This window comes from Cnuella takakiae (assembly GCF_001953305.1).
GTDB classification, from domain to species: domain Bacteria; phylum Bacteroidota; class Bacteroidia; order Chitinophagales; family Chitinophagaceae; genus Flavisolibacter; species Flavisolibacter takakiae.
In genome coordinates, this window is sequence record NZ_MTFE01000010.1 from 87,077 (window position 1) to 106,905 (window position 19,829).

Genomic DNA, 19,829 nt, shown 5'->3' on the forward strand with positions numbered 1-19,829 from the left:
CATCAATACTCCCCTGCTACCAGCGTGCTTTTCGATAGCGCGTACTTTTTATCGGCACGATCCAGCACTACGTATATCGAATCTTTGTTTTCGTTGACACCGGTTAGGATCACCCTTGAGCCATCGGTGGTGCTGTAGCGCAACACCATCCGTGCCCGTTTGATCTTTTCCTTCGACTCTTTTTCAATACCCCTGGTACGGCGGGTAGAGCGGGCCCGCTCGTCGATCTTAAGGTCTTCACTCCCGATCACCGCCAGTGAAGCCGCAGGTATCCAGGATTTCCGGGGTTCTTTCGCGGCAGCTTTTGTTTTGGCCTCTGTATCCCCATTGGAACTGTTACCTTCCACCACCCGGCGGCGGCGGTTGGATGCCGTGTTTTTATCCTGCAGGAACAGGAGGTTATTCACGGTATCGGCATCATAGTAAAACACGCGCCTGCCGCCGCCAACACCCGTAAGCTCAAAGGTTCGGTTGATGTCGCGCATGGGCGAGCCCCCGCCATTCGACAGGTCGAGTTGTACCGGCTTATTAACCTTGAATGTTAGCGTAGACCATTTTTCAAAAGTAGCCTCTTGCCAGCGCACGGTATCAAAAGGCGAATAAGGAATCACCTTGTTGTTCAGCCGGAACTCCGTTACGTTGTAAAAGCCACGCAGTTGCGCTACCCCTTTCGTTGCAGGTTGCTTGTACGGATCGTAGCGAAAGTTGACATACTGCAGGTAAAACAACAGTCCCAGGAAAATAAAGATCGTTGCGGCCTTCAAACCAATACGGGTAGCTTTTAGCCAGCCCTGCTGAAAAGAAGGATAATAGCTTTTTGGAATGGTGAGGCGCTGCCGGATAAAATAGTCGTACAACACCGGTATGTCCTGGATCATCAGAAAAGCAGCCAGCAGTACAAAGTACGAGCTGTACACATGCACGCCGCCGTCATAAGCAAAGTTGACATACACGATATCGCCCAGCGCACCAAAGAGCAGGATGGCACCCAGCAGGGTGGTTTTGCGGAAGAACAGGAAGGTGCCCGCAGCCAATTCCACGATGCCTGCAAACACCTGGTACCAGGGCACAATGCCAATAGAGAGCCAGTAGATCTTTTGCGCTGTCAGGTCGCCAAAATCAGTGTTCAGCAACCCTTCCGAAGGATAAGGCATCTGCACCGGCAACAGCTTGGTAAAACCAAAGCCAATGATGCCGATGCCTGCACGGTAACGAACGATCACACGGAGCCAGTAATACAGGTCGTTGTACGAACGGCGCTTGCGGTCGATTACCGTCCATACCAGCCCCAGTGCTATTGCCACACCCAGCGTGATGATCCAGTTGGCATAGCCCAGCAGGTTATTGCCCCATATGGCATCGCCTACAAAACTGAACCCCGACGAAAAACGGGCCAGGTCGTAGATATCGCGGTAGTGCAGGCTGGTCCAGTCCATGGTAAACAAATGCTGGTACCAGCCGGCATCGGTAGGCAGCGACATAAATACGAAGAACACAAAGGAAATACGCAGCAGCACTTTCTGCCAGCCTTTCCATGCACCGACATTTGGCTGCCGGCTGCCTGCACCGGCTACCGGGTTATCGGCAGGAAGCACGGGCCTGTCCAGCAAGGTTTGGTTTGCAACAACGGTCGACATGGTTGGATGTTTAAGGGTTCACATGATGTTTTGCGACTCAGAGCTTGATCGGTTTACTACGGCCTTTCTCCGCTTCAATCAGCAGGTATTTCTTGGGTATGCGGTTCAGCACTACATGGAGCGAATCCCTATTTTCATTCACCCCGTCCAATACGATCTGGTCTTTTGCGGTGCGCACAAAATGAAAGCGTAGCTGCTCGCCCGTATAATTCGGGTTTTTATTTTCCAACAGCAGTTTGTTGTGTGCACGATCAACGGTGTAGCCATAGTAGTGGCGCCCTGCCGTACCCGACAACTCGTAAATACGCTCCTTATCCCTTGCCGCAACCTGTTCCACCAGGCTATGCGCCAGTTCCACAGGCCGGTTGGAACGGATACTGATCGTTGCCCATTTTTCAAATACCACGTCTTTCCACCGCACCGGGTCGGTAGCCGAATAAGGCAGCACCTGGTTGTTGATGCGGAACTCACTTACATCGTACACACCAGCGGCATCGGCAAGACCCGGCTCTTTTGGAAACTGGTAAGGATCTGTTTGCACACCCCTTGAGGTAGCAAAGCCATAAAGGCCTACAAAGAACAAGAGGATAAAGGCCTTTGCTGCATACCGCCCGGTACGTTGCCAGCCTGCATGCAACAGGGGCTTAAAGCGATGCGGCACCACGGCCCGCTCCTCACCAAAAAGCCGGTATAAGGGAATGGCATCATAAGCCAGCAGGAACAAGGCAAGGCTGATCAGGTACAAACTATACACATGCTCGCCGCCTTCATAGGCCAGGTTCGACATGAATACATTGCCGGTAAACACCACGATGATAAAAGCACCGATCGTAGTTGTTTTACGCCAGAAAAGCAGTAAGCCTGCAATGAGCTCTACCCCGCCCAGGAAAGATTCGTAACCGGGCACAATACCCAGGCTCAGGGAAAATACTTTCCAGTGCGAGAAATCACCGTAATGTGTATTGAGGTTGCTGATGGATGGAAAGGGCGCCTGTAGTGGGAACAGCTTGATCATGCCATAACCAATGGCGCCAATAGCCAGGCGATAACGAACCAGCACCCGCAGCCAGTAATACAGGCTGTTATACTCCTTGTTCCGGTTATCGGCAATAGACCATACGGCAACACCTATCAATGCAACCAATGCTGCAACTGCCCAGTTTTGAAAACTATCTGCCTGTGTATACAGTTTTGGTGTGTACCGCGTGAGGTTGAAGATATCGCCGTAATGCAGGCGTAGCCAGTTCACCGAAAAAAGCTCCCCGATAAAATTCCAGTCGAGCGGCAACACCTGAATGAGGAAATAGATAAAAAAGAACCGGAACAGCACAAGCTCGTAGCCCTTCCAGGGTGTTGCTGTTGGTTGTTTGCTTTGACTCATGACTCGATGTTTTTGTTACACCTGCAGCAGTTTGCGCCTGCTGCAGGTGGGGGTTGGTATCAGTAGCCCGGGTTTTGCTCCAGGGCTTTATCGATCAGTCGTTGTTCGGCAGGGATGGGCAGCAGCACCCTGTTGGGATCGGTGAGGTTGAGCACTGCGGCTGCCCTGCCCGTACGCACCAGGTCGAACCAGCGGTGCGGCTCAAATGCAAACTCGATGCGGCGTTCGTTTTCGATGGCCAGCAGGAGTTCGTCTTTGGTTGCTGCTGTTGCTGGAAGCAGACCGGCCCGGTCCCTTACGGCATTGAGGTCGCTGAGTGCGCCGGCCAGTTTCGCCCCATCCTGCTGCGCCCTTGCTTCCGCCCGGATCAGGTAGAGCTCGGCAATGCGGATCACATAGCTGGGGTCGGCGGCGGGGTTGCGGTAGTACAGGTTGCCATACCAGCGGCCCTGGTTGTCTTTTGCCACCAGCACATTGCGGTTGCCGCCTACCAGCGGGTCGTTTACCAATGCCACAAATGCATCATTGGGCGCCCACTGGCGGGTACCGCCTTTCTCCTGCGGCTGCCACTGGCCGCGATGGCCATTGGTTTCGGTGGGACTATAAAAAATTTCAAATACCGACTCCTGTGTGCCCCGCACATCGTTGGCAAAAAAGGCGCTATAGGGTTTCAGCAGGCGGTAGTTGTTGTCGGCAATCAGCTTGTCAGCATAAGCCTCCGCGTTTGCCCAGTCTTTTTGGTACAGGTAAAAACGGGCCTTGAGCGCCCACACGGCTTTTTGTGTGGCACGGTAGCGGTCGGTGGTGGGAGGCAGCAAAGGCTCTGCAGCATCGAGGTCTTTAAGCACCTGTGCATAGGTTCCGGTGAGCGATGCACGGGGTACACCGATATTGTCCTCCTGGCTCAATGTAGGCTCCGTTATCAGGGGCACACCGCCCCAGGTGCGTGCCAAATCGAAATAGGCAAGGGCCCTGATGAAATAGGCTTCCCCTACGATCTGCTTTTGCAGCGCTGGTGTCAGTTTTCCTTCCTCCAAAGCGCCTACCCTGCTGATGACATTGTTGGCCCTGTTGATGGTGCGGTAAATGGCAATCCAAGCCGCGTTGATGGTCGAGTTGTCGGCGTTTACCTTGTGGTTGATAAACTCCTGCACCTGCGACTGCGAGCCGGTCCACTGGATATTGTCGCCGGACAGGTAGCCGATGGATTGAAAGCTGGTGCCATAATAGCCGCCGTCGGCCAGTGCGCTGTACACGCCGCGCAGGGCTGTTTCGGCCGATGCCTGGTCGAAGATGGGTTGGTCGTCGGAAATGGAAGCCTTGGGCTCCACGTCAAGGTATTTTTCGCAGGAGCTGAAAGCAACCAGCAGCAGCAAAAATCCCAGGTATTTTATTGTGTTCATGGTAATCTGTTGGTTTGTTGAAAGGCCATTGCGGTGCACGTTACAAGGTCAGGTTTACACCCACCTGGATACCCCTGGGCTGCGGTGGTGTGCCCAGGTCAATACCCTGTTCGTTTTGCCCGCTGCCCGCACTCGACTCGGGATCAAGTCCCGTGTATTTGGTCCAGGTGAACAGGTTGCTGCCTACGGCATAGAAGCGCACGGTTTGCAGACCGGCCTTTTGCGTCAGGGTTTTGGGCAGGGTGTAGCCAAGGGTAAGCGATCGCAGGCGCAGGAAAGAGCCGTCTTCCAGCCAGCGGCTGCCGCCATCGCGGTAGTTGTTTACGTTCACGCCATCGGGCCTTGGCACATCGGTGATGTCGCCGGGCTTTTGCCAGCGATCCAGGTTGCTGGCAAGGATCACACGGGCGGCATCGCGGGCACCGCCACCATCACCAAAGAAGCGGTTGTGGTTGTAAATCTTGTTGCCATACTGGAAAGAAAGAAACACACCTGCATCAAAGCCACGGTAGGTGATATTGTTGGTAAGCCCACCAAAGAACTTAGGCCAGATGCTGCCATAGATCTGTCGGTCATCGGTAGTGATGGTGCCGTCCTTATTCACATCCTCATACACGGCATTGCCTGTTTGCGGGTCCACATACAATTGCCTGTACACCCAGAAAGAATACAAGGGGTAGCCCTGCTGTTGCAATATCAGGTCGCGGCTGCCATACTTGAGTGGCGCGTTCAGCTTTTCGATCCGGTTCTTGTTTTGCGCGATGTTGAAGCTGGTGTTCCAGGTAAAGTTCTGGTTGCGGACGTTGGTTGAATTGATCACCAACTCAAAGCCCCTGTTGCTGATCTCGGCGGCATTGCTCCAGTAGCTGCTATAGCCGGAAGATGCGGGTTGCGACACCAGCAGCAGGCCATCGCGGGTGTACTTATGATAAGCATTGAACTCTACGTTCAGCCGGTCACGAAACAGGCCCAGGTCGATGCCCACATTGGCCTGTGTTGTTTTCTCCCAGCGCAGGTCCTGGTTGGACAGTTGCTGCGGTGCCGTACCGGCGCTACCCTGGTAGGGTGTGCCACCCGACCATAAACCAAGCGCAGCAAAATCACCAATACCATTCTGGTTGCCGGTGGTGCCATAGCTGGCACGCAGTTTCAAAGTGGAAACCTGTTCCAGGTTTTTCAGGAAATCTTCCTGGTCAACTTTCCACGCCAAGCCCACAGCAGGGAAATAACCCCACTTGTTGTCCTTACCAAAGCGCGAAGAAGCATCGGCACGAACACTGAAATCAACCAGGTACTTGCCGGCATAACCATAACCCACTTTTGAAAAGAAAGACACCAGGTTGCTCTTGGTCCAAGACTGCGAAGCGGTTGTGGTTGCGGCAGAAGAAATAAGTTTAAACGAGTTGTTGGCAAAACCCCGTCCTTCAGCAGCGGTTCGGGTATACACATCGCTTTGCAGGGTATTGCCCACCAGTGCGCCGAAGTTGTGCTTACCACCCCGCTTGCGATAAGAAAGGGTTTGCTCGTTGAGCAGCGAAGTAAACTGGCCGATGGAAGAAGTAGCCAGACCATTGGGGCTGCCGGAGATCAGGAAAGTATTCCAGTATTCCGACTCGTTGTAGTTGTTGTAATCGGCACCAAAGCTGGAGCGGAACTTCAGGTTGGGCAGCAGCTCCGCATCGATGTACAGGTTGCCGATATAACGAAGACTTACCGAGCTCACATCGTAGTGCTCGAGCAGCAGGCCGACGTTGTCAAAACCGGCACGCCCCACGGGCACCCCCTGTTCGTTGAAAGGCGACAGGTAGGTGGGTGTATGGAGGGCAGCCTGCAGCAAGCCACCTGCCGGCCCATCACCGGCCCTTGCCTGGTTGCGGTAGGTGCGGGTAAAGGTATTGCTCACACCCAACTGTACTTTTTCGTTGATCTTCTGATCGAGGTTTACCTTGAAGCTGGCGCGGTTAAAATCAATGGGCCGCAGGATCGCTTCCTGTTTGTTGAAGCCGCCACCGATATAATATTTGGTGGTTTTGGTACCCCCCGTCAGCGACACATCGTAGTTCTGCAATTGCGCCGTGCGAAACACTTCACCCAGGCGATCATAGGTCTTTTGCTCCTCAGGCAATCCACGGCCGCCTTCTGCCACAGGGCGGAAGGGCCTGTTGGCAAAGCTGCGGTTGAGTGCAGGGTTGTCCAGGCCGGTGTTGATCCACCATTCGTTTACCAATGTAGCATGTTCGGGACCGGTAGTAAGGTCCCATAGTTTGGCTGCTTTTGCCCAGCCCTGAGATACATTAAGACTGACGGTAGGCCGCTGGTTGAAGCTGCCGCGTTTGGTAGTGATCAGGATCACGCCATTGGCGCCACGCGAACCATAAAGTGCGGTTGCTTCCGCATCTTTCAATACTTCGATGCTTTCGATGTCGGCGGGGTTGATGTCGGAAATAGGCGATGTGGCCTTTCCACCGGTACCAATGGTTTGCAGGGTGTTGTTGTTGATGAACACACCATCCACTACGTACAAAGGATCATTGTCGGCATTGATAGAAGTTGCGCCGCGCACCCGGATGTTTACCGCTTCACCGGGCACACCCGTATTGCTCGATATCTGCACACCGGGCACCTTGCCCTGGAGCTGCGCATCGAAGCTGCCAGCAGGAATATTGCGGGTTTCGGCGGGGTTGATCTTGGTTACAGATCCAATCAGGTTTTTACGCTGCTGGGTACCATAACCCACTACCACCACATCGCTTAGCTGGTTTGCTGCCTGGTGCAGGCCCACTATAAAGGGCGCTTCAGATACCTGCGTGGTATCGAGTGCTTCAAACCCAACATAACTGATGCTATAGGTTACCGGCAGTCGCTGGCCGGTGAGGAAGTTGAACTCGCCTTTATTGTCGGTCACCACTTCGTGTGTAGTGCCCTTGATGTGCACCGTGGCACCTGCCAAAGGTTGCCTGGTGAGGGCATCAACAACCTTTCCCCGGATGGTGATATTATTCTGTGCGTCTTGTGCCTGTGCAGCTGCACCAAAGCACAAAAGAGCGGAAGTCAAAAAGAAACTATGGAATGTTCGCCAGCCCGAAGCCAGTGCCTTTTCCTTGATCATTGCAGATGATTTAAGTTGAATGCGGGAGAAGTGTTATCTTGAAGTGCTGCTACCTTTTCTACAGAGCATAGCAAGCCCTTTGTTTGCTGAACAACAGCCGGCAGGTGCACAATAGCCAATCGCCGACTTTTATGCACAACAGGTCCGGTCTGTTGTTCAGCAAACAACATGTATAGGCTTGTCAAATAGCAAACTGCTATTTGCGCTGATCAACTCACTCTGTCAGGTAATCCTGATCAACTACAGCAAGAACAGGGAAATGGAGATGGTAAAACAAAAGACATCGCCATTGAGGATGGGGCAGTAAACTTCACTGTGTACATTTCTGTAAACTTTGGTTAGGTTAATGGGTTGTGGGCAAACAATGCTGGCGATTAACAGTGCTTACCCACTGGTGAACTATAGTCCACCATTTTGGTAGACAAATATAGGGTACTAGTTTTTCCACCACAAAATTTATTTCGATTTTTTAAGTACCCAATTACTGGTGGCACTAAAGCTTGTTTCAGCCGGAACCCAAACAAATGCTTACTGGGCTAAGAAATATACCCAAAGATGTCCTGCTTAAATCTTTAAGCCTGGTGTGATGTTGCACCACAGCAACAGCACTATCCCACCGCGGAGTAACTTGATGAAACAGTAACAGTTTGTATCAATGGAAGGTAAGGGCTGTGCTCCTTGCGTAGCAGTTGCACATTGACTTCAATACATTGCCACAGATTATATTGGCGCTATGTACCGTTGCATTTGCCCGGGTTTACCTTTCAGCATACCTGTTAGCGTGGTTACCGACAACATAAAGCATGACTACGAGTTGGAAGCCCAGGAGCTGCCTGCGTATGGGCGAAAAGATAAGCCCCGGGCTGTAGGCCCGGGGCTAAACAATAGGTGCAAAACTGATTACCAATCCAGGGAGGTTAGTTGTTTTTTTATGTTCGCACTAAAAGCCAGCAGTGCAGCCTGGACGGTCTCATGGAAGGTGGTAAGGTAGCGCTCCCTGTATTTTTGAGAGGCAGACAGGCCTGTAGTATAGACCTCCAGTACAGGCGTACCCTTTTGGGCATATTCGGCCATAGTACCTTCCCAGGCTGTTAGCAGGATGCGGAAGCGGCCCTCTTTCGCCTGGAGCGCGTAATTGAAAATTGCCCGTCCCTTTATTGTAGAAAGGGGTAATTTATAGGTGACCGGGATATTACTCTTTCCTAATATAGTAGCCTCCGAAGGGCTGGCGGAAATAATGTAGGCGCCTGATGCCGAAAAGAGTTCGGTAGTTGCCGCCTTAAGTGCTGTGTAAATTGCTGCCTGGCTGGCCTTCACCGTATCAACCAGTTCATAAACTACGGCGCCATCTTTTAGGGGTATGCCTATTTTCTGCGGTAAAGTCAGGTCCTGGGCTCCAGCGGCAAAAGTGGCCAGGGAAAAGGCTGTGAGTAGTGCTTTTTTCATAAGGTGGATTGTCAATTCAATGCAAACATATTGTAAACAAACAAAAGGGTCCAGCTAGTACTTAGGCCCTTTTGAAATTTCTTCTACAGTCATTTAGCGTTTATTGTTACCTCGCCATGTTCTTTATTTGTGTTTGGTTAAAGAAAAAAAGCTGGGTAGAATATCTACAGCTGGCAACATATCCCAAAGCCACTATTGCAGGGTTACCATGTTACCGGCAGACATAACTGATTCTGCCTGCGGAAAGGTTTATCTGCGGAAATCTGCAAAATGCCAAAGCACACCAGAAGGATCAACCAAATAGCAGTCTTTACCCCACTCATTTTGCTTTAGCGGAACCAATCTGATACCTGCATATTTCTTATCAAGCTCCAATTGCTGTAAAAAGTGATAATACGCTTCAACGTCACCCACTTCAAGCAAAATCATTGAGTTCTCGATCCAGTCTTTTACATAATAGTTTTGGAGGTAAAAACTTAATCCATCAACTGTAAAAAGTGACACCTTTTCCGAGATGACCGTTTCTTCAAAACCCAAGTCTTTATAAAATGCTCTTGACGTCTCATAATCTTTTGCTCCAATAACGACCTGATTGATTTTATCTCTTGATTAATGCCCATTTTCTAACGCCCATTTATATTTGTCTACTTACTGCCAACTGCGTTTTCTGCTAACGTGAAACAGATTTCTGAAGCCAAAAAATTCAGGTTCCGAACGCTTCTTCACAATTATATTGTTCGTTGAAGATATTCAGTTTAACTCGTGTTTTTCAGCCTTGGTTTAAGAAATCAGATGTTGTACGCTGCTCTCTCGTTTGCTTATGGCTGTACTAATTTGCATCAGCTCGCCTTTATTGACTTTGTTCGCCTAGTCAACCAATGGAACAAAGCCTATTGTGGATGGCATTCTATCTATTTTATTTCCGAATACTTTCGGGCAGGTTTAACAATGATTTTCTATTTGTATTGCATAAAGCACGTTACCAGAAACAGACAATTTAAACATCTTCCCTTTTACAGAAGGAAGTACCAGTTTCCATGTTTTTCCCTTGTCTGATGTCCTGTAAATGCCGTCAGAATGGCCACAAAAGAAGTTTTCGCCCACTTGGATAATGGAAGTTTTGTACTCTGGCGCCGGAGAGGCAACTTCTTTAGGATGCCAAAGTGAGTCAGTGCCTTGTCGCAGATTTCCCGCATTTATGGGCCGCCAGGGTGAATCAACAATAGCCTGCCCCGGGAAGCCTGCATCGATGGGCTGCCAGGTTTTACCACCGTCATAGGATGTTCGTATTCTCCTGGTCTTAGCGGCTGTACTGTAATTGATAGCAGCGAACCCGCCTTTGATGCGTTCTACATCAATGCCCACACCACCCTCACTGATCACTAACTCCCAGCTTTCACCTTCATCGGTCGATCTTAATATCCCTCGCTGGCTGGTTGTAAGGAGTACTCCATTTGATTCTACCAATTTTCCAACCATCACTCCGGCATGTTTCCAGGATGTTCCACTGTCGGTGGATTTAAAAAGCCCTTTGTCGGAGCAGATGAAAATTGTGCCGCCGGCAGTTTCAAAAACGCTGAGTACCCTTTTAACCTGAATGCTTGTGAATACAGGCGACCATACTTCTGTTCCATTTGGTTTCTGGAAAATTCCACTACCCCAGCAATTGTATGCAAAGATTCCAGCCTTACCATGAGCTATATTGCTATGTTCGTCAGGGAAGATTTCTTTGGTCCAAAAAGGGGCTTTGGAATTTGGCTTATTGTTATACAGTCCGTTACCGGTAGTTAACCATAGCCCGTTATCATCTGCAAAAAAGTCATTTCTGCCGACACCATAAACATCTATCACGGGTTCGGGCAGCCCTTTGCTGATGTCCTGCCAGGTTTGTCCGCCATCTATGGATTTAAAAACGATGTTTACAATCTCAGCCTTTCCTGTTTTCGGTTCTGGCTGCAAAGATTTTTCATTTTTAATGTCGTGATTCGCAAATACAAGTCCGCTCACCACCACTAGCGCTAAGAGCAGCGCATAAATAGCTTTTTTCATACTTTTTGTAGTTTTAATTGACATCGATCGATCGCCTGGTAAATCAGATCCATCAAAAGGAAGTGCAACAAAAATACCTTGCTGGTGTTCGGACGGGGGAATCCGGATTGTAATTATTAGTGTAAACTTTGTAAATAATATCTTGACATTATGCTTGTTAGCAGAAATCCGTTGCATGTCAAACGAAAGTACCTGGGCGGATTATTACTACTTACAATAATCGCTATAATCTGCGTGGCTTTCAGTATGACCGGCGGTGATGACCTTGATTTTGCCAGAAGGGAGGTTTTGCTCCGCAAAATTGGACATGAAATACTCCTTCAGTCGGGCGACAATGTATCACGGGTACTCCCAGTAAAAAAGACCGGAGGGGATGAATACCAGATCAGTTTTGAGCATGCGTTTACTTTTCACCCTGACTCGCTGGTGCATACTACCCAGCGTTTGCTAGCCAAGGACCGGCTGGCAAGTGATTATGTTGTTAACGTACTGAATTGTGGGGATTCCAGCGTAGCCTATGGATTTGCTATCTCCGGAAATAAAAAAGATGACATTATAGCCTGCTTGGGCAGGGTGCAGCCAAAAGCGTGTTATCTACTAAGCATTAAGTTTCAATCTGCGGAAATAAATACGGCAAGGGATAGGTATCTGCTGGGCGGCATGGCTTTAGTAGCAGTTTTGGGTTATATTTTTATGAGAACTGCTAAACCGCGAAGTGTTGTACCCGAAGATGCGCCTGCCACAACCGATGATCACCCTACCGGAATTCAGAATCCGACTACCAGTATGTTTACGTTGGGGTCGATGTTGTTCGACGCGGATACGCGTAAGCTCATGATCGATGAAAAGGCCATAGACTTGACCAAAACGGAAGCCCGTGTACTACGCATGTTCGCGTTGGCTCCGAACGAGGCCATAGAGCGAAGCCGGTTGCAGAAAGAAATCTGGGAAGATGAAGGTGTTATCGTAGGCCGCAGTTTGGACATGTTCATATCAAAACTTAGAAAAAAACTGGAACCTGATCCGAATGTCAAGATTGTTGTCTTACGCGGCAAGGGATATAGGCTCCAAATTAGCTCGAAAGCATATTCTGATTCCTAATTAATGCTAGTAGCATTTAATTTACGCAAGCGGTTTGTTTTTATAGTTGCTACAACGTTCAACGGCTTGCCGCAGTGCGGGGCACCGGAGTTGTTTAGTTCAGCCAAGATACTACAGTCCAGCAGAAATCCTGCAGACGAGCCCATGTTCGTCAGCCCGCATTGCGGCAAGCCGATGTGGCTGTTGCACAACTCACTTCCATGCCGCGCCAACCTATATCTTTTTATTTTCAACCTTTGAGAATTGTTTATTGGATAGCAAAAGATTTTTAGCAGATGTTTATGCAAATCTTAAAGGCCTTAAAATTTTAAAAACGTCCATGTTTCCCTTCCCACCAAGTTGTGCAACAGCCACCGATGTTGTACGCAGCACCAAGTGGTTAATTATTAAATGATTTTCTTATCATCTCATTTAATTCATTTATGAGCTTCTCATTCTCCTTCTTTATATTTTCAAGAAAAAAGGAAAAGTTGTTTGATTTATGAATAATGGTCTTCTCCTTGGCGTAGTCGAAATAGTTTTTGCTAAGGTTTGCATTTACTTCTAAAAAATTGTCGAGCACCTTTTGAAAATATCTGTGTTCTTCAGGTTTTAAATAAATCTTCAGTTCCAATGCTGATTTTCTTAAGTCATTTAGCGGAGGCCAAATGAATTCATCCATTTCCTTTACTGGAATTTTACGTTCAACGACTTCAAAAACTGACAACTTGTGCCACATGTGGTCGACCTTGGCATAATTAGCAAAAAAGCCACTTATAGCATTTATTTTATTTTGCTGAAAAAAGAATGATTGACTTCAACTTTCTTTGACTTCAAATCATAGTGTCTCTTTACAAAATATGAAATTGCCAATAAGAAAATCGGAACTTGACTTGAAGTAAAAATTTGTTGCCAATCCATAGTGACTCTTAGTAAGATTGCGTACAACGTTGAATGTGTTGCTGTCAGTGGTGGAATTCATTGCTCCGCAGCTTCACGTTTCCACTAATGTAAAATAGAATTGCTGACGATCAAAACTTGTTCTGTCGCCACCATTGCAGCAAAACTTTGTTAGCGGTGCTATTAGTTATCTATACCTTTTCCAATCGATTTGCGCAAAATTGTAAAACGATATAATTACTCCGGCCACGATTGCTAAAATCACAAGCGCAACCTTAATTGACCCTACACCTTTTTTCCCATTGTCAAACTGCCGAAATGAGCCCCGAAATTGCTTCCATTTGTTCGCATGAAGGAAAAACCTGTAGTTGCCGATGCCTAACAAAGCGACTATCGGCAGAAAGGTCAAAAAAGGATTGGATACATCCACAATTCGTTTTGTCAGTAAAGAATACCAACAAAGGAATTGAGCAAGGATGAGAATTTCTAATGTCAAGATGGTCACGAGTGGCTTCCATTCATTTAATACATCGTCAGAAATTGCTACACCGAAGTAGTAAAGCTTATAATAGAAATAGTGTAATGCTCTTTTCATTTCTAATATGAGAGGCGCTGTTCACCGCTAACGTCTGTTATCCGAAATTATCAACTGACAATTTCTTGCTCAATTTAAACCCAAGTTTTTGTCTCACAAATATTTGCAATTGCGTTTTTCAATATCTGATACTGTAAAAACGCAACGCCAAAACTACCCGGTGATACTCCAAAAGCGCAACTTCGTACCAGTTCATTTTGTTCAGTGGGCTCCGGATGACTGGCTTATAGGGATTCATCGCATAGTTGTCTTTAGATGAGGGTAGCCTTTTTAAGCCTGTAGGTACCGGGTATCTGTGCCAGGCCCGGTAAATGCGCAGCAAGATTGTGGCGCAGGTTGTGGATGCTTCCGCCTTTTCGCACACCTACCCGGCATCTGGTTGCTTGAAGTATCACCTGCACAGGCATGCGCTTTCTTCCCGGCAAGCAGGCAGGGTTGGAAATGATCCTTTGCAAGCCTGATTATTGAAACACGCACCCGCAAAATGCAAGGATTTTCCAAAGCCACTAAAACCCAGGTATCAGCCTGTCCTTCCGCAATTGTTTGAACAGGTCATAAAATGAATCCTCCGTTTTCTGGTATTCCAAAAATCCAAATTTCCGGCTTTTAGACATGTCTGTCATTACCTCTATTGGTCGGCCCAGGTCAAGATCGGTATGCCACGCCGAGGCAAGCTGATTCAAATCTGTTTCTGCAAGGTTGTACTTGCCAGCAATGTCAGCCCATATGGCACCATACCTGGACAACTCAGCTTCCAAAGGCTTGATTGCTCCCTCGTAACCGATCCATGCAACGCCAAAAAAAGATGCCAGTTTGGGCCACAAATCTTTCCAGCGGAAATAGTCGCCATTTACAACATTGAATGCCTCATTGTGCGCCGCTTTTGTTGTTGCAGCCCAAAGCAGGTGTTTAGCCAATACCCTTGCATCGGTTACATCGGATAACCCATTCCATTGTGCCGCTGACCCAGGCCAGCGAAAAGGCAAACCTTTCTCTTTGCAGATGGTGGCATAAACGGCAAGCGTGGTACCCATATTCATCTGGTTGCCGGTTGCCTTACCAATTATGGTATGGGGCCGGTGAACAGACCAGGAGCATCCATCACGTGCAGCGGCTGCGTATACTTCATCCTCCTGCGCATAATAAAAATTCTCGAGGTCAAGGCGGGGCTGTTCTTCACTAAGGGGTGTTACAGGCAGAAAGCCTTCCTTTGCATAAGCATCAAAAGGCCCAAGGTAATGTTTGAGTCCCGTTACAAGCGCAATGTGCTGCAATGAACCCTTTGGCGACAAAACGTTAAGCAGGTTGCGCACCATTGCACCGTTAACCCTGATGTTTTCAGCTTCTGTTTCGTTGCGCATCCAGCTGGTAATAAACACATGGGTAGGATTGATCCGGGCAAGTACATTTGTAAGGTTTGCAGGATCGAGCAAATCTGCGGCTACAGGCTGCAAGCCCTGTATATCCGTCTTTGGTCTGCGCGCCAGTCCATAAGTAGCCCAACCATTGGAGATAAGTTCCTGGCTTAAGTTACTGCCAACAATACCACTTGCGCCAACAACGAGGGCTATTTGCTTCATAAAAAGGATTTCGGGTGTTGGTGCAACTTCCACGCCACCACCCCAACTGGCTTGCATGTATCAGGCGGAATGTTTTATAGGCAAACGGATTGGCGACATGCGCCGGCACGACAAACATTTACGATAGCAATGCTATTCCTTAGCAGGATTGAAAGTGCAATTACGCTTTACAACAACAGGTTCAGGCGATGTATATTGCCTGGTGCTTGTGTTTTGAACCGCAAGTGAAAAAACTGATGCACCTTTCCGAAACCGGCCTATTCCGTACCTACCTGCATTTCCAGCCCTTTGGGATTAAGGCCGGTTAGCCCTTCTGCCAGTTGCTGCAGGTCATCTTCTTTGGCAGTGCCGCTTACCACAACCACGCTGTCTTCTACATTGGCCACAACCATCGGGTACCGGGTGAGCACACTGTCTACCGACTGCTTCAAAGGAAAATCGCCGTCAAGCACCACGGGGCTTACAGTAAGGTGATTGACTACCTCCTTCACGCCCGAGGTATGCTTTACCCGCTCCTCTACCTTGCCCCGTTCCTTATCGGAGGGAACGCTGCCCATCAGCGTCACCACACCGTCCTCTATGCTATAGTTAACGCCGGCGAAAGCAGCTTCGGTTTTGGATCCACTCACCAGCATCTGCTTGATATCCGAATCCTTCATCAATAAGCCACATCCCGCGGCACCCATTGTACCAAGCACTGCCCACAGGATAGAGGTATTCCTTGTTTTCATGTGTAATCAGTTTTGATGTGCTGCAAACCCCACGGGAATAAACGTTCTGTTTACCAGGTCGAAGCAGTCGGAATGTGCCAGCTGGTAAACCCCCAGCATGCCGATGGAAATGGGCGCACCGGGTTTGATGTCCGCAATATTGTTGTACTGCGCCTTGGTGCCATCGATGATGGTGACACTGCTGGAGCCGATGGCCCGCAGCATGCTGCCTTTTTCCACCACCACGCCGGTATCCTCTCCCAGCCCGATGCCCAGCAGGCCGGGCTGTGCTGCCACCGCCTGCACCAGCCGTGCAAAACGCCCCCTTGCATCGAAATGGGTATCAATGATCACATCGGAAATAAAACCAAAGCCGATGCTCAGGTCGATCTCGCCTTTGAGGTTGGCCTTTTCGGTGCTGCCCCCGTTCATCATGGCGGCGCTCATGGCTGCCGCCCCCGCCGAGGTACCCGCAATGACAAAGTGCTCCTGCTGGTACCGTTGCTTTAGCGTACGGCACAGCAGGCTGCCACCCAGCACTGCGCTCAGCCTTGCCTGGTCGCCGCCCGAGAACATCACGCCATTGCAGTTTCTGATCCTCTCCATTACGGCTTCTTCATTGGCCGCTTCCCGGTCGCGCAGGTCGAGGTGGCCCACATGCACACAACCCAGCTGCTCAAATGCTTCCTTATAATTCCGGAACGATTCGTCAGGGCGTGCCGTGGCTGTGGTGATCACTTCTATGGAAGGCTCCTTGCCCTGCATCAGCTCCACCACATTTTTCAGGATGCCGCTTTCCAAAAAATCAAGGCTGTTTTCCTTATCCTCCGACTGCTGTTCACTTTTGTCTTCTGCTCCGCCAATGGAAACTAAATACCCCTTGTGCTGTTTCATTTGAAAAATATTTTATTCCTGCCAGTGCAAAGAACAGTTTACCAATTTTTGAATGCTGTCAAAACACCTCGATTTACAACAAGCCTGTTGCAGTTTGGTGGGCGGCATCAAGCAGGTAAAATTTACCTACTGCCATTATCTTGGTTACCGCCTGTTTGATGGCCACCACAAAGTATTATACCCGAAATAGCATACCAGTTTGCAGTATCAGGCACAATGCCGGTTTGATTATCATCCTATTATTGGCAGTACGCCTTGGAATCAATCCCCATAAAATTGGATATTGGGCACGGCGGCATGTATAAGCCAAAGCATGCTGTACCTGTCCTTTGCTCCCATCACTGTTCCGGCAATAGGTATACTTAAGTCCCGGATTGCCGGAATTTAAAAGCCGCTTTTATTTTGTGCCGTGTTTCCACAAACCCAATACCTGCACATTTACCAGCAAGATATTTACGAGTGTGCATAACCTGCAAAAGCTGTTACGCAACTGTTGCCCACTGCTGAATTGCTGTTGTACATGTGCAATCCCTACCTCGTTGCCCGCTGCAACCAAAGGCAGCACTGCCTTATTTACCCCCAACTAAGGGTGCCGCCAGCTTGTTGAAAAATGGCATGCTCTTATATCCATAAAGCGTGAACAGATCTGGTATCCATTTAAAACAGGCACACTTCGCTCCTGTTGTTTTATTACCGAACAAAGGTCTTTTTACCAGCAAAGATTTGAATAGCGTATGTACACCTGACAAGGTGAACGAAAAGGTATTGCCCGATAAACAGGGAATTGTGTAACCAAAGATCCGATGATGAACAGGAACAGTGCCATTGAAATATGGGGCGGCATGGAATGCACCATCAACAGAGTACAGGAAGATTATTTCGACCAGTCGGAGTATGCAGGACATTATAACCGGGGCAAAGCAGACATCGACCTCGTGGCATCGTTGGGGGTAAACATGCTGCGCTACCCGGTGTTGTGGGAACGGCACCAGCCTATAGCAGGGCAGGTCATCAACTGGTCTTTTGCCGAAGGCGTGCTGGTACATATGAAGGCTTCGGGCATCGAGCCCATTGCAGGCCTGGTACACCATGGCAGCGGACCGCGGCATGTCAACTTCTTTGATGGCAGTTTTGAGCAGGGGCTGGCCGCATATGCAAAAGAGGTGGCCACCCAATTTCCCTGGCTGGAATACTATACACCCGTAAACGAGCCCCTTACCACGGCCCGCTTCTGTGGATTGTATGGACATTGGTACCCGCATGGCCAGTCGGATTATACTTTTTACAAGGTGCTGCTGAGCGAGTGCAAGGCCACCATCATGGCCATGGAAGTGATCCGGCAGGTCAACCCCGATGCTAAACTGGTACAGACCGAAGACCTTGGCAAATGTTACAGCACACCACTGCTGCAATACCAGGCCGAATTTGAAAACCAGCGCCGCTGGCTGAGTTATGACTTGCTTTGTGGACGCGTGGATGAACAGCACTTCATGTGGCCCTGGCTCCTGAAAGCGGGTATTACAGCCGAAGAACTGCAATTCTTCAAAGCACATTCCTGTGTGCCGCATATCGCCGGCTTCAACTATTACATCACTTCCGAGCGCTACCTCGACGAAGACCTTTCGAAATACCCGGAGCAGTACCATGGCGGCAACTATCGCCACAGGTATGCCGATATAGAAACCGTGAAAGTGCACCTGCACGAACCCAACGGCCCCGCACTGTTGCTGAAAGAAGCATGGGCACACCTGCAGCTACCCATTGCCATTACGGAATGTCACCTGCACAGTACCCGCGAAGACCAGATGCGCTGGTTTCATACCATGTGGCAAACGGCCAACAAGGTGAAAGCAGAAGGCGTCGACATCCGTGCCATCACGGCATGGGCCATCTTTGGCCTTTATGGCTGGAACTGCCTGGTAACAAAACCCTGCGGCGATTACGAGCCGGGTGTGTTCAACCTCAGCTCGGGTTGCCCGAAACCGACGGCACTTACCCGGCTGCTCCAGGAGCTCACCCAACACCAGGTGTACTACCATCCCGTGCTGGAACATGAAGGATGGTGGCAAAGGGAAAACAGGCATCGCTATGGCACGCCGGCAAAGGTTGTGCGCATGCGGCGCAAGCAGGCACCCAAAACATGCCGGCCCCTGCTGGTATTGGGCAGGGAAACGGCGCTGAGACAAGCTTTTGAAAAGATCTGCGTTGAAAGGAATATTCATCACCTGCTCCTGGATACCGCAGACATGGACAGGACCGATCAGGATAAGATGGAACAGCTACTCAGGGAAATCCATCCCTGGGGTTTGATCGATGCCACGGATGATGCCTGTACAGCCAGGGCGGCCGGCACCATGCCTGCAAGCCATTTCGGGCCTGCGGTGCTGGCAGCGATATGCGGCGGGCAGCACATACCCTACCTGTTCTTTTCAACCGATGCGGTGGCCTCCGAAGGCAAACAGGTTAAGCATGAAAAACTGGTGCTGCAGCAAAACGAATCGGCACTCATCATCCGTTCCACCGGTTTGTTTGGGCCATGGGATCAACACAACTATGTGACCTCCTGGCTGAACCGGCTGCGTTCGGCGCAACCCATTGCGGTGCCTGCCGAACAGTTGCTTGCTCCCACCTATATTCCCCACCTGGTACATGCCTGTATCGACCTGTTGCTGGACGGTGCACAAGGCATTTACCCGGTAAACAATGGGGAAACAACCAGTATGGCTGCCTTTGCACGCAGGATTGCCCTGATGGCCGGCCTGGATGAAAACCTGGTTTGCAGCCTGTTGCAGCAGCCGGAACAAAAGGATACAAGGGCTTTATTCCATTCCGCATCGATCACGGAGCAAGGCGTTCGCCTGCCCTCGCTTGCTGCTGCACTGGAGCAGTATCTCGAAGCACAGGATCACCTGTATCATTCAGGCAAAATGGTTGGGTAAAAGCGAACACAGAATAGCCTACTGTACGACCGTTTACAGTAAGTCCACTGCATCAAACATGGGTGTTGCAAGGACAACACACAGCCTGCTTTTTTCAAAATAACCA

14 protein-coding genes are annotated in these 19,829 nt (G+C 49.5%); 2 read left to right on the forward strand and 12 right to left on the reverse strand.

The window, feature by feature from the left end; genetic code table 11:
• Positions 1-2 precede the first annotated feature (2 nt).
• From BUE76_RS00915 to BUE76_RS00945, 7 genes are all read right to left on the reverse strand, one after another.
• Complete coding sequence (locus tag BUE76_RS00915; protein WP_073039259.1) at positions 3-1,637, reverse strand: hypothetical protein; 1,635 nt, start codon at positions 1,635-1,637, stop codon at positions 3-5.
• 37 nt (positions 1,638-1,674) lie between these two features.
• Positions 1,675-3,018, reverse strand: coding sequence for a hypothetical protein (locus BUE76_RS00920; protein ID WP_073039261.1), 1,344 nt, complete (start codon positions 3,016-3,018; stop codon positions 1,675-1,677).
• A 59-nt stretch (positions 3,019-3,077) separates the two neighbouring features.
• Positions 3,078-4,421 (reverse strand): RagB/SusD family nutrient uptake outer membrane protein, encoded by a 1,344-nt coding sequence (locus tag BUE76_RS00925; RefSeq protein ID WP_073039462.1) that lies wholly within the window; start codon positions 4,419-4,421, stop codon positions 3,078-3,080.
• Positions 4,422-4,461: 40 nt separating this feature from the next.
• The gene (locus BUE76_RS00930) at positions 4,462-7,530 is read right to left on the reverse strand and encodes a SusC/RagA family TonB-linked outer membrane protein (RefSeq protein ID WP_083596296.1); all 3,069 of its coding nucleotides are present in this window, start codon (positions 7,528-7,530) and stop codon (positions 4,462-4,464) included.
• Positions 7,531-8,430: 900 nt separating this feature from the next.
• Positions 8,431-8,976, reverse strand: coding sequence for a hypothetical protein (locus BUE76_RS00935; RefSeq protein WP_073039264.1), 546 nt, complete (start codon positions 8,974-8,976; stop codon positions 8,431-8,433).
• Between the two features lie 249 nt (positions 8,977-9,225).
• Complete coding sequence (locus BUE76_RS00940; protein WP_073039266.1) at positions 9,226-9,573, reverse strand: VOC family protein; 348 nt, start codon at positions 9,571-9,573, stop codon at positions 9,226-9,228.
• A gap of 345 nt (positions 9,574-9,918) precedes the next feature.
• Positions 9,919-11,025, reverse strand: coding sequence for a WD40/YVTN/BNR-like repeat-containing protein (locus tag BUE76_RS00945; RefSeq protein ID WP_083596297.1), 1,107 nt, complete (start codon positions 11,023-11,025; stop codon positions 9,919-9,921).
• 246 nt (positions 11,026-11,271) lie between these two features.
• Between BUE76_RS00945 and BUE76_RS00950 the strand changes: the two genes are divergently transcribed.
• Entirely contained in the window at positions 11,272-12,126 is an 855-nt protein-coding gene (locus BUE76_RS00950; RefSeq protein ID WP_245798258.1) for a winged helix-turn-helix domain-containing protein, read from the forward strand.
• 379 nt (positions 12,127-12,505) lie between these two features.
• Here BUE76_RS00950 and BUE76_RS00955 read toward each other — a convergent pair whose 3' ends face one another.
• From BUE76_RS00955 to BUE76_RS00975, 5 genes are all read right to left on the reverse strand, one after another.
• Positions 12,506-12,844 carry a hypothetical protein gene (locus BUE76_RS00955; protein WP_073039270.1) on the reverse strand — a complete coding sequence of 113 codons (339 nt, stop codon included), beginning with the start codon at positions 12,842-12,844 and terminating at the stop codon, positions 12,506-12,508.
• Positions 12,845-13,192: 348 nt separating this feature from the next.
• Positions 13,193-13,600: a hypothetical protein gene (locus tag BUE76_RS00960; protein ID WP_073039272.1), complete on the reverse strand. Its 408-nt coding sequence runs from the start codon at positions 13,598-13,600 to the stop codon at positions 13,193-13,195.
• 506 nt (positions 13,601-14,106) lie between these two features.
• On the reverse strand, positions 14,107-15,237 hold the full coding sequence (locus tag BUE76_RS00965; RefSeq protein WP_216820601.1) for an SDR family oxidoreductase: 1,131 nt from the start codon (positions 15,235-15,237) through the stop codon (positions 14,107-14,109).
• Between the two features lie 200 nt (positions 15,238-15,437).
• The gene (locus BUE76_RS00970; RefSeq protein WP_073039275.1) at positions 15,438-15,911 is read right to left on the reverse strand and encodes a BON domain-containing protein; all 474 of its coding nucleotides are present in this window, start codon (positions 15,909-15,911) and stop codon (positions 15,438-15,440) included.
• Positions 15,912-15,917: 6 nt separating this feature from the next.
• A complete protein-coding gene (locus BUE76_RS00975; RefSeq protein ID WP_073039277.1) occupies positions 15,918-16,784 on the reverse strand; it encodes a cyanophycinase in 867 nt (288 codons plus the stop codon).
• Between the two features lie 803 nt (positions 16,785-17,587).
• Here BUE76_RS00975 and BUE76_RS00985 point away from each other — a divergent pair.
• The gene (locus BUE76_RS00985; RefSeq protein WP_073039281.1) at positions 17,588-19,723 is read left to right on the forward strand and encodes a family 1 glycosylhydrolase; all 2,136 of its coding nucleotides are present in this window, start codon (positions 17,588-17,590) and stop codon (positions 19,721-19,723) included.
• Positions 19,724-19,829 lie beyond the last annotated feature (106 nt).

Coding starts and splice junctions, on each gene's coding strand:
- BUE76_RS00945 (WP_083596297.1), bottom strand. CDS start 11,025: ATGAAAAAAGCTATTTATGCGCTGCTCTTAGCGCTAGTGGTGGTGAGC.
- BUE76_RS00970 (WP_073039275.1), bottom strand. CDS start 15,911: ATGAAAACAAGGAATACCTCTATCCTGTGGGCAGTGCTTGGTACAATG.
- BUE76_RS00985 (WP_073039281.1), top strand. CDS start 17,588: ATGATGAACAGGAACAGTGCCATTGAAATATGGGGCGGCATGGAATGC.
- BUE76_RS00930 (WP_083596296.1), bottom strand. CDS start 7,530: ATGATCAAGGAAAAGGCACTGGCTTCGGGCTGGCGAACATTCCATAGT.
- BUE76_RS00915 (WP_073039259.1), bottom strand. CDS start 1,637: ATGTCGACCGTTGTTGCAAACCAAACCTTGCTGGACAGGCCCGTGCTT.
- BUE76_RS00955 (WP_073039270.1), bottom strand. CDS start 12,844: ATGTGGCACAAGTTGTCAGTTTTTGAAGTCGTTGAACGTAAAATTCCA.
- BUE76_RS00920 (WP_073039261.1), bottom strand. CDS start 3,018: ATGAGTCAAAGCAAACAACCAACAGCAACACCCTGGAAGGGCTACGAG.
- BUE76_RS00950 (WP_245798258.1), top strand. CDS start 11,272: ATGACCGGCGGTGATGACCTTGATTTTGCCAGAAGGGAGGTTTTGCTC.
- BUE76_RS00935 (WP_073039264.1), bottom strand. CDS start 8,976: ATGAAAAAAGCACTACTCACAGCCTTTTCCCTGGCCACTTTTGCCGCT.
- BUE76_RS00925 (WP_073039462.1), bottom strand. CDS start 4,421: ATGAACACAATAAAATACCTGGGATTTTTGCTGCTGCTGGTTGCTTTC.
- BUE76_RS00965 (WP_216820601.1), bottom strand. CDS start 15,237: ATGCAAGCCAGTTGGGGTGGTGGCGTGGAAGTTGCACCAACACCCGAA.
- BUE76_RS00960 (WP_073039272.1), bottom strand. CDS start 13,600: ATGAAAAGAGCATTACACTATTTCTATTATAAGCTTTACTACTTCGGT.
- BUE76_RS00975 (WP_073039277.1), bottom strand. CDS start 16,784: ATGAAACAGCACAAGGGGTATTTAGTTTCCATTGGCGGAGCAGAAGAC.